The sequence below is a fragment of the Crocosphaera sp. Alani8 genome, from assembly GCF_038442745.1.
GTDB lineage: Bacteria > Cyanobacteriota > Cyanobacteriia > Cyanobacteriales > Microcystaceae > Crocosphaera.
Genome location: NZ_JARVCN010000084.1, coordinates 1 through 11,082 on the forward strand (window position 1 = coordinate 1; position 11,082 = coordinate 11,082).

Genomic DNA, 11,082 nt, shown 5'->3' on the forward strand with positions numbered 1-11,082 from the left:
TTGGCTCTTTTCGTCATCTGGTAAGGCTTTCAGGTATTCGTGTCCCCACGCCAGATTATCAGGGGTGAAAGTAAAGGTATTATCCTCATTATCCCCACTACTAGCAAACTCATCAGCATCATCATCCTTAAACACTCGGTAGGAGTAGGTTAGGTTATCTTTGTCTGCTGCAATATCGTTAGCACTTGCTGTCACTGTAATGGGGGTATTTTCTAGTCGAGGAGTGCTGATATTATCAATGGTGGCAGTGGGAGCAACATTTTCAACGGTGATGGTTTCATTGATGGTGATGCTACCACCTTCTCGATCATCGACAGTTAGTTGTATTCGGTAACTACCGTTATCATCAGGGGTGAAGGTGAAGTTGGTTTGATTGACTCCTGACTCATTAGCAAAGGCAGTATCATTACCCTCCTTAAATACTTCGTAGGAATAGGTTAGGTTATTGTTGTCTCCTGTCACATCTGTGGCACTTGCTGTCACTGTAATATCAGTGCCTTCCTCTTGGGGAGTGCTGATGTTATCGATGGTAGCAGTAGGAGCAACATTATTGATGATTAGTCGGTCAATGGTTTCAGTAACTGTTACATCATCATCACTCACGGTGAAGGTAACAGTATATTCGCCATCATCTTCGTAAGTATGAAGGGGTTGCAGAACATTATTTAAAATAGTCCCGTCTCCAAAGTTCCAACTATAGGTTAAAGTATCGGAACTGGGATCGCTAACAGTGGCTTGGAATTGGATATTTTCCCCTTCATCAAAGCTCGAATCGTTAAGCGGCTGACTAATATCAAGTTCGGGATCGACATTATTGACAGTAAGAGTTGTGGAATCAGTGGCCACAGTTCCTACAGTATCTGTAACTTCTAGGGTAAGCAGATAAACCCCGTCGTTACTCACTCCAAGACTGGATAAGGTATCCCAGTCAACTGATGTGCTAATATCAACGCTACCATCGTTATTCGCTGTGGGGAGGGTAACGGGGATAGATTGAGTTGTGTCCCCAATGGTTAAAAGCCAAACCGCAGATGCAATGGTAATTGTAGCGGTTCCAGAGGTGCTACCAGGGGTAGCGTCTCCGATGAAGGTAACGTTATCCCCTTCGTCGATAGTTAAAGCACTAGAGATGGTTGCAAAAGTAGCATCAAACCCTGGGATAGATTCCATATTTTTGTATTCAATCAGTCCCTTACCATCCACTTTTACCTGTCCATCAGTGGGAGTAGGAGTATTATCAGCAACCGGACTACCCTTGTCGTCGAAGGCTAAAATAGTGCCACTACCCGCATTAAAGTTAAGGGTATCTCCATTAATGTGGGTATCTCCATTTAGGATAATATCTGCACCATTGACAATATTTTGTCCTGTCACTTGGAAGGTATCATCATTCCCTCCCCCATGAACTGTAATTTTATCTTCTGCGTTAGCACTTTGTAGGAAGATGGTATCCGTGTTGCCTTGAGTATTCACCGTCACGTTATTAACCACGGTAGCACTCGATCGCAGGGTAACTTCATCAGCTTTGTTTCCAGTATTAATAGTAGTTGTCTCACCATTATTATTAACCCCTGAAACAGTAACAGTATCTGGATCTTCTCCAGTGTCAACGGTATCGAGTCCGATGACATTAACTAGGGTAACGGTATCATCACCATCATCAGTTGTCAGGGAAGCAGTATTGTCAATAGTTACTTCCAATAACTCGACGGTATCATCACCATTGTCTGTATCAACAGTTAAGTTATTCATGACACTGTTATTAACCGCAACTTCATCGTTTCCTGTTCCACCAGTTACGGTAACATTTCCACCCACATCCTGTAATGTCACTTCATTGCTGCCGTTGCTGCTAGTAACATTGATGGTTCCTTGTACCTGGTTTAGGGTAACAGTATCATCATCGTTGCCACTATCTACATTCAAAGTAACATTATCATCATTATTATTGGTGACGGTGATAATGTCGTTGCCATCTGCTGTATCGATAGTGGTGGTGGTTGTATTAGCGATCGCTTCTAGTTCAACAACATCGCTTCCTCCACCTGTATTGAGGTTTAGGGTATTGACATCGGCAGGATTAATTTGATTGATATAATCTCCTTGAGAACCGGTATTGACGGTTAACTGTTCAATATTATTGAAAGTGATGTTTAACTGTTCTGGTTGGAGATTAGCTGTATCATTGATGGTGAAAGCGGCTATACCTCCAGGATCTAGGGCAAAACCATCCTGAGAAGCCACATAAACTTGATTTCCATCGCTCACCACATCGCTAGAGAAGTCTAAACCAGGTAAACTGCGTAATATTTGTACAAAGGTGAGTTCTCCGGTGGCAGTATCCGTCTCAAATACGGTCAAACTAGATTCTACGGCACTGGTAACATAAATATATTCTTTATCCCCAGATTGAGCCATAGTCAAACTGGTTGCACTGGCTAACCCTTTAATCCCATCTACTCCATCTTGTAATAATTGAATAGGAGTATCATCTAATTGAGTTCCGTTGCGTTCATAGACTGCCAGAGTACCGCTATCTTCGCTCAATAAATAAATAAAGCGATCGTCATCACTAACAATCAGATCCGTAACACCGATTAATCCTTTATTTACCCCAGTAATTGTTTGAATCTCGCTAAGATTGCTGGCATTGATCACGATCAAATCATTATCACTGGTGGCTGCATAGATTAAGGTTTCATCAGCACTGAGGGTAAAACGAGTTATGTCTGCATTACTGTAAGCTAATGCGGGGGTCTCCAAGACTCCTGTATTATTCCGTCCAAAGGCTAAAATACCGCTCTCTGTGAAGCTTTCTGAGGCAGTGGTTAACTGTTGTCGAGACTGTCCAGAAAGTTGATAATCGAGATCGATACCAGCACCTCCACCCCGTTCAAAGTATTGAACTCGAATATCATGGGTTCCCGGAGTCAGACTAACCGTACTGGTTTTTCTCGTAAATCCATGAATACCATCATGATTTAAAACTTCTACCCCATCAATATAGAGGATCGAGCCATCATCACTCCCCAAAGAGAACGTCACCGTTACATCACTATCAGACGTGGGGTTAATAACATCGATCGCACCCTCCCAAATAATGGCAAAATCGTTACTAGGAGCAACAGATACATCCAAGTCAGTAAAGCTGTCATTGGTCGAATTACTATCATTAGGTTGATTGATAGAAGTCATTACTTGGGTGGAAATAGGAGTTACCCCATCAAGATCGTCAAAGCTATCAATAGTGCCACCGGTAACGTATAAGCTGGCGTTTAAGCCTTCTCCTGCAATACGAACCGAAGCAGTGGCATTACCATTAACATAGAGGCGATCGCTGGTTACTTCGAGATCATCAAGGTTGCCAGAAGTAATGGGTGTTTCATCTAAGAGGGTTAGATCACCGTTGTTGCTGTTGCGACTGAATACAGAAATAACCTGATCCTCGTTACTAGCGACATAAACGTAGTTACCATCATCACTGATAGAAATAGCACTCACACCCTCTAAACCACCAATAGCATCCACTTCATCGGTGAATAATTGACGTTGAGAGAGATCATCGGCATTAATGACAACTAAAGCATTTTGTTCCGTATTGATGCCATAGAGGTGATTTCCATCGGGACTGAGGACAACATTAGTAATACCCGTCAAGTCGTTACTAGAAACAGATTGAGAGTTATCGGTGATAAAGGCAAACTGTTGATCAACCAGGTTCACACCGGCGAGGTTATTGGTTGGCCCGTTAACGGAAGCATTGATATATAGATCGTCATCACTGGGTATTAAAGTTGCCCAAACTGCCCCAGATGCGAGGGAAGAGAGAGTAAGATCCCCATCACCACCGAAAATAGGATCTTGTGACCAACCACCAGTTAAGAAAGGGTTGAGGAAAGTAGTATTAGTTTGATCGAGATCTATACCAAGTTGAGGGTTAAGTAAACTCTGTTCCGATAGGTTCATAAATAGCACCATATCGAAGTCAACATTACTATCCACATCGAAATAGTCATCTGTGTAACCTGTAGGTCCCAAGTCTAAGCGATACACTGCCGCTACTGCATCGGTAGGAATAGGTTGATTTGTTGTATTAAAGAAACTGGGGAAGTTATTCGTTGTGCCATAAAGAGAAGGATTTAAGAGTCCATAAATTTCCGAACCACCGATTAAATTAGCGATCAACGGTGTATCACTAACACCACCTCCAGTAATAAAGGGATTGCTTTCTCTTACCCCGTCGAAGGTTTCTTGATTGGCATTAGTAACGCTATTGGGGGTTCCTGCTAGTTGGTTATCACTGACTGTGACTGTATTACCCCCTAAAATGAGACGACCATTCCCTCCGGTTTCCGCACCAGTTCCTCCAGAAGTGTCAACCCTGGCGTTATCGGCATCAAGCACCGAACCGTAGAGCTTGATAGTACCGCCAGCACCGCCAGCACCATCACCGCCAGGAGCACCAGGACCACCGTCACCGCCACGACCACCATTACCACCATTGCCTCCTTTATTTTCACTGACACTACCAAGACCACCAGAACCACCGATACTGCCACCCCTACCATTGTTCCCATTAACCCCATTGTCACCTTTTGCATCTAGCACGGTTGAAGAACTGGTAATAATGTTTCCTTGAGCAAGGATTTCCAAGGCACCTCCACCGGCACCACCGGCACCACCGGCTCCACCGGCACCACCGACACCACCGCCACCACCACCGCCGCCGCCATCACCAGCGTCATTAGTTTGTCCTCCGTCTGCTTTACCGCCACCACCACCGCCGCCACCACCAGCGGCAGAACCTCCACCTGAACCACCGTTATCACCATCATCACTATTAGAATTACCCTCTTGTCCCCTACCACCGGCACCTGTATCTCCAGTTTGGAAAGAAGCAGAAGTACGGCTGGTATCCCCATCGTTACCGTTAGCACCGTCACTGCCTCCGCTGGTACTGGAACCTGTACTGCCCCCATCACCACCGGCACCACCACCAGCAACAGCTGTTTGACCATCGGCAGAAACATCAAAGGTGACGTTTTCTCCTACAATGACATCGTTACCAGCGTAGAGGGAGATCCCTTTGCTCCCGGTTCCTGTAATAGTTGTATTCTCAGGAATGACTAAGTTCCCGGCAAAACGGAATTGAACAATCTTATCGTTTTCGATCAACTCGGTGGTAAATAGTCCTTCTGTCCCTGATACCCCGTTAATGGTCTGAGCATCGGTGTCAATGGTGATGGAAGTCCCATTCAAGTAAAAATCGGGAGTTGTTTCAGGGGTAATGGCTAATAACTGTCTCGACTGATAACCATCGATTTCGTATTCCAGTTTAATCCCGGCTGCTCCTACTTTTTCAAAAAAGTCTACTTCAATGTCGTGTTCTCCTGGGGTGAGGTCGAAGGTTTGGGATTTTTCTGTAAACCCATGAGTGCCACCATGATCTAAGGTAAAGTTGGGATCGCCGTCAAGAATTAATCGTGAACCATCATCGCTGGTGAGATAGAAGGTAACTTTGACTGGTTGTAGATCGGGACTGGTAACGTTTAAAGTCCCTGTCCATTGTGCCGCAAAATTATTAGTGGGAATACTCTCGCTACTGGGGAAGAAACTAAAACCACCAGAAGTGCTGGTTTGATTAATACTGTTAAAGGTAGCGGTGGAAATGGGACTTAAGTCGCCAAAATTGGGGAACCTTATATCCTCATCACTACTATTGGGGTTAAATTCGTTTTCAGGAATGTCATCGATGTTATCATACAGGCTTCCTGTAAACCCATCTTGAGAGAGGGTAACGGTAGGTATTTCTGGGAATACTTCTCGTGCAACTATGTTATCTACTTGGGTGGTTCCGGATGTCCAACTCACAGAGACTAATTGTTTGAAGTCGGCAAAGACAGGGTTAACGGTTTCGTCCCCAAAGGTTTCTAAGCTTTGACTATCTACTGTAACGGTTGTTTCTAGGGGCTCTTTATTGAGTTTCTCTCCTATAAAGGTAATAGTTTCACTTCCTGATAAAATGGCTAAGTCTAAAGTATCAAGATCAAAGACTCCATTATTTTCTAAGGCCAAGGTATAGGTATTACTATCATTTGACAAAGTAAACCCATCTTCTGAGTAGGAACGTAATGTTGCTCCTTGAAGCGTTCCAGTATTACCATTCCCAGTGACATCGCTGACATTATTGGTGTCATCAAATGTCCAATAACTGACTAAGTTCCCTTCATTCCCTTGCAGTGGTTGATCCAGGTTTTCTATAATTTCTGTTTGACTGCGGGCAGTATTCCATAAGCGAACGTCTGCTATTTCTCCGGCAAAATACTCGCTATTTCCGCCAAAGCTTCCTAAATAAACGTCGGAAGAGATATCAATACCAATTAAATTATTGCTGGTACTGACTTCTCCCACAGCTAACCCATCGAGATAGAGGATACCTGTTTTCGTGCCTGTGCGAACGGCTGCTAGATGATGCCATTGTCCATCATTGACCAATGTAGCAGAACTGGCAGGGTTGGGATTGTTACCACCAGTCTCAAAATTAAATTTGGCTAAACCATCCTCAATATAAAGTTTCCAGAAGTCTGCTGTTTGGCTTTCGGCGCCGAGTAAGGTTCCTGATGATGCAGTGGTTTTAAACCAGAGTTCAATGGTGAAATTATTTGTACTAAAATCTCCAAATCCTCCATCTCCACTGGTAAATTGTACATAATCGTTTTCTCCGTCTAAATAGACGACGTTGGCAAGCACTGGAGAAATTTCACTAATAACGTTTTCAAAATAGGTGTAGTTTTCGGAACCATTACTACTTAAAACATTGGCCCCTGTTTCTAGGGTGACGCTATCATCATCTAGGGTGACATCTGCTTGGTTACTGGTTTCGGTGACGGTTAAGGTATTATTAGTACCAGTTCCTGTTTGTATATCAACTTTATCTACTCCTTCGAGTTTAATTAATTCAACGTTATCGGCTGATAAACGGTTATCTTCTACTTGCCAATTTACGCTTTGATTATTGTTACTATTATCAATGATTAGTGTCTCTGCATTGATGGCTAAGTTCTCTAGGAAGTGTTGATATTTTTCTTGGTTTGGACTGCCTTCTAGGTTAACAATAACTGTGTCATTATCTTCTAATCCTTGAATATTGGTTGAGGGGTTTTGGCTGTTTGCAATATCACCAATTTCCTTGACTGTAACTTGGTCTTCTCCGTCGTTGAGTTGAATATCAAGCTGTAAATCTTCTGTGTTTAAGTCTAATTCTATTTCGTCATCTCCTTCCCCAAAACGTAATTCTGCTTCTTCAAAGTTGTTAAAGGTAACATTGGCGATCGCTCCAAAATTATTGATAATTGCACCTTTATTATTCTCAGGATTAGTTGCTAAAGTAGAGGCGATCGCAGTAATTTTTTCTGACTGTTCAAAGATGATTTTATCCTCATCTTCTCCACCAGATTCCTCAACAACTTCCCCACCATCAATTTCTAGTTCTATATCGCTATCTTCGATGGTAATAATATTCGCTGCATCACCTAGGGTAATATTAACTTTTTCAAAACCTCGATAATTTAAACCTTGGGTTTCACTGGTAACAATACCAAATCCTTGTACAGTTTGATAGTTGTCTTCTTCATCGCTTTTTAATAACCCTTCAAATAAATTGGAAATGCTTCCTTGATTATCACTAATAGTATGATTAAATGTGATTGTATCTCCATCAGATGAACCGTCTAATTGTACCAAACCTTGTAACTGAGATAGGTCATTATTTGCAGGCATTTCTAATAAGATAGGTTCATTAGAGTCGGGTAAATTAATTTCAAATGATTTTTGTTCTCCCCCAACAAAAATGTTATCTTCACCGCTACCTGTATTAACTAGAATTTGTTGTCCATTAAGAACACCATACACATAAATAGTGTCATCTCCCGCCCCTGTAATTAAGATTAGTCTTTCTACATTTTCGATATTTTCTACATTTAAACCTGCCCCATAAAGTCGTTGCACTTGGCTATTATTTTCGATTTCTGTATAGATATAAAAATCATCATCGATAGCTGTTCCTGCTACAACTAAACTATCAAAACCAGTTCCCCCATCTATATTAACTTTCTCGTTTTCAACGTAACTAAATAAAGCATTACTTTCGTCTTCGCTGTCTTCATTTCCTGCTGAAACGTTTATCTGAGAAATATCAAGTTCTTCACCACTTATTTCTAAATGTGCTTTCAGATAGAAAATATCGTCCCCACTGTCTCCATTTAAGAAAATTTCAGCAATATTATGATTAACTTCAAAGTAGTCATTGTCTGCCCCTCCATGAAAACGCCCTTCAAAACTCACACCATTGGTTATTTCTGTAACATAAGTAATCCCATCTCTTTCGTCTGTTCCTAACACATTACCAATGAAAAATTGATCATCTCCTTCTTCTCCATAGACATCTATTACGGCGTTAGTATCATCCATAATAAAGAGGTCATTGCCGCTCCCTCCATATACTTGAATGCTCTCAGCAGAGTCATAATATACTCTAGGATTATTATTTCCTGTATTATTAATGCTTCGTGCTTCACTATTCGTTCCTGCATCGCTGTCTGCTTCAACATTTTCCAGTAAAGCATCTACATTTAATGACTGGAACCCATCAAAAGCATCGCTTAAAACTTGATATTCTACATAACCACCCAAGGTTTGATCCACATCAAACTGGAAGACATCATCAACATTGTCTTGTCCATCAATAATCACTAAATCATTACCTGTTGCCCCACTATCATAAATAAAGACACCACCATCAACCCGAGGGTTATTATCATTCATGGCAATATAATAAACATCCCCTTGTTCTTTCCCATCTAACTCAATGCGTTGGGTAGAATCTTCTACCCAGAAGGTATTACTATTACTATCGTCGCCGTAAAGTTGTACAGTATCGAAGAGGATAAAATTGTTATAAATACTTTCTAATTCTCCCGTACCCAAACTAACAGGAATGCCTTCTGCATTTAAGTTTAATGTACCTACATATAACTGAGTATCAGTAACTTTGAAACTGAGATCACTGGTTTCAATTAAAGTATCAATACTACCGTCATCTACTTCTGGATGTTCCTCATGACTAAAGATATCTACTCCTTCATTACCTGTGATTTTATCTGCTCCCAGTCCACCAATAATAACCTCAGACTGCTGACTACCAAATATTTCATCATCCCCACTATTTCCTAATAGTCTGAGATTATCGATTATGAAATCATCAGATTGAATACTGCTGGCATTAATAGTGTCATTTCCATCATTGGCATCGATAATAATGATATCGTTGCTACTACCTAACTCTTGTAATTGGAAGCTAATTTGATTATTTTGTGTCAGGGTTAAAATAGAGATGTTTTTCCCTGTTTCTCCGTCTTCATCTTGATCAGAAGTTAATATTAATTCATCCGTAGTATCACCCCCAATAATAGTAATGCGATCGCTGGCAGTATCAACGGTTTTAGTCACCACATCAAAGACTTCTTGGATGGTTTCCCCGGCTGCATAAGTAACTTCTTTTAAGATCAGACTTTGTTCTCCGCTTTCTTCTAAAACAACAAAAGGGTCTTCTATCTCCCCAATATGCGCAGTATCAACCCATTCTTTGATAGTAGTGGTGGTTTCTTGAGTATAGGTTTGAGTATTGCCGTTTTCATCGAGAACCGGTAACTCTTCTGAGACGATGGCACGATCTGAACCGGCGGCCAACTCTACAGAAGTCAGATTCGTATTTTGCAGATCGTTGAAAGTAATATCATCGCTACCTTTGCCGAGATCCACACCTAAAGATTCAACGGTATTTTCTAGGGTTAAGCTGTCCCCATCCCAGTCCACAACTACCTTATCCCCACTAGCAGAAACAGTAACAATATCCACCGAAGCACTATCTACCACCAGACCTTGAGTATCCCTGGTATAGCCCTGGAAATTGCCTGTATCAGCCCCTTCTCCCCCATCTAGGTAGCTGTCTACACCATCCCCAATAGACCACTGTAAGGTGTCTTCTCCTGCCTCTCCTTGGACGCTATCGCTGTCTAACCCACCTACTAAATAGTCGTTATCTGCCCCACCTTCAATAGTATCGTCACCAGCTTCCCCAAAGATGACATCTTCTCCCTCATCACCTTGTAAGCTATCATCTCCTTCTCCTCCTAAAATTTGATCATCTTCGCTACCACCGGAAACAGTGTCGTTACCTTCTCCCGCGTTGATCAAGTCTTCGTCTGCGTCTCCATAGATCTCGTCATCTCCCTCACCACCTATGATGAAGTCCATACCATCCCCACCTCTGATGATACGGGTGCGATCGTTATCTCCCCCTATCAACATTAAGTTATCGTCATCGTTGCCCCCTTCTAGGGTAATATTGCCCTTACCACTACTGTAAGTAACGCTTTGGTAGTTCACCTCAATACTGTCGTTACCTCCATCACCTTGTACCAACACATCCCCGTTAACATTGGTGAGGAAGATCATGTCATTACCGGCACCACCAGTAATGGTGACATCTCCTTGGGTTTCGGTGATCTGTACCAGATCGCTACCGTCGCCGGTTGCTAAGTTAATATCGATGTCAGTACCAGTTAACCCCTTAATTTCATAGACATCTACTTCGCTGGTTCCTGTTGCTTGGATGGTGTCAACATCTGCTAAAGCAAAGTGTTCCAAGTTACTACCACTGGTGACTTCGATATAGTCTCCGGCAGCAAAAACGACCTCTCCACTACTATCAACAATGTCTTCGTCTAAAATAGAAACTTCGTACTCTACCCCAGTATCATCCGATTGTTCCGTCTGATTCCTAGGAAGATAACGCAGGGTCAATAAACCGTCTTCTAACTGGGCAATATCAACTTCCTCTGGTTCGGGACAACTATAGTCAAAGGATAAGAGGAGTTCATCCACAAACCTTTCCCGTTCCTCGTACAATGTCTTTTCAATACCAAAGACACGAACCCCTACCCATAAAAACGCTTCCACAAACACCCTTAGAAGCTTCTCAAAAAGTCTGGGGGGACTCGCCGAAAGTTAGGGGACAAAGAT

At 42.2% G+C, this 11,082-nt stretch carries 1 protein-coding gene; it reads right to left on the minus strand.

What is annotated here, in order from left to right; translation table 11 throughout:
- Positions 1 to 11,019, minus strand: an 11,019-nt coding sequence (locus P9B04_RS06285) for a LamG-like jellyroll fold domain-containing protein (RefSeq protein WP_342054144.1), incomplete at its 3' end; no start/stop codon positions are given.
- Between the last annotated feature and the right edge of the window lie 63 nt (positions 11,020 to 11,082).